Annotated in this window: 2 protein-coding genes; both read left to right on the top strand. The window is 47.3% G+C overall.

Going from position 1 to position 1,119, the window contains the following annotated elements; all coding sequences use genetic code 11:
• Positions 1-9 precede the first annotated feature (9 nt).
• Positions 10-132: a hypothetical protein gene (locus ASU35_RS18575; RefSeq protein WP_083504155.1), complete on the top strand. Its 123-nt coding sequence runs from the start codon at positions 10-12 to the stop codon at positions 130-132.
• Between the two features lie 475 nt (positions 133-607).
• Positions 608-1,078: an RNA polymerase sigma factor gene (locus ASU35_RS05660; RefSeq protein WP_058352078.1), complete on the top strand. Its 471-nt coding sequence runs from the start codon at positions 608-610 to the stop codon at positions 1,076-1,078.
• The last annotated feature ends 41 nt before the right edge of the window (positions 1,079-1,119 follow it).

Raw genomic sequence — 1,119 nt, 5'->3', positions numbered from 1 at the left:
ACCGGTAAGATGTTCTCCGGCGGCTGGAAGCAGATTGATGGCAAGTGGTACTACTTCTACCCAGACGGCTCTATGGCGGTCAGCACCAAAGTGGACGGCTACGAAGTTGGCGCAGATGGCGCGAGAAGATAACTGACCACAAATTCAGAAAGGACACGAAGCAGCATTGGAGTATATTGAAACAGTAACAATAGATGCCGCAAGCGGTTTTCGGGACATATAACTTCTACTGCTTTGTTCCATTCCCATAGCGGTGCAAGGGAGGCCGCTTATGGGTAGATACCCCTTTTGACCTTTCTCCACCGCTAACAGGTGGAGACTTCCAAAACAAAATATCCAGTCCAATCAGGGCGCAAGTGAACTTACCATCACTTGCGCCCTATTTTTGTACGCGCTGTTTCTACATAAAACCTAAAAAAGCTGGAAAGAAACACAAAAAATGCCACCGCAGGAGGACAAGAAAGGACAAGCCTCCTCCTGTCAGACATTTTTTCTATAAGAACTTCCCATTCGACAGCGTTCCTGACGCCGGCGGCCCTGGATGCCGGTCGCCGCCCCGTTTCGATTCGTCCGCAAACCAACCCACGAATCGAAACGGAGGAACACCATGAGCAGTGAAAGAAAACAACGGTATCTTTACATAGACGGACAAGCTGTGCCGGTAAGCGAACAGGTCTACCGTGTGTATCAGCACTACGAACGGAAAGAGGAATACTTTTCCTATGATCTGAAAGTGGAAAAGTTCCAGAAAGAAACCGCCTCTTTCCTACCCAGCCGCGAGGATTCCTATGAGCGTCTGCTGGAACAGGACAAGCAGTTTGCCGCACCCGGAAAAAGCGTAGAACAGCTTGCAGCGGAACATCTGGAAGCAGAGCAAGTACGCTTCTGTCTTTCCAAATTAAGCGAGGACGAGCGAGAGCTGATTTTACTGCTTTTCTATCAGGAAAAGACGGAACAGGAAGTCGGGAATATGCTACACATTTCGCAGCAGTCGGTCAATAAGAGAAAACAGACGCTCAGCGTTGAGGAACAAAATTATATAACTTTACTAAGTCAACGTATATCACCTTTTATTTAAAATATTCCACAAACTCCTTATTCTTTTAGGTGAGTTATCCA

Source organism: Acetivibrio ethanolgignens, assembly GCF_001461035.1.
GTDB lineage: Bacteria > Bacillota > Clostridia > Lachnospirales > Lachnospiraceae > Velocimicrobium > Velocimicrobium ethanolgignens.
Note: the sequence above shows the minus strand (reverse complement) of the source record. Positions and strands in the feature narration are given on the sequence as shown.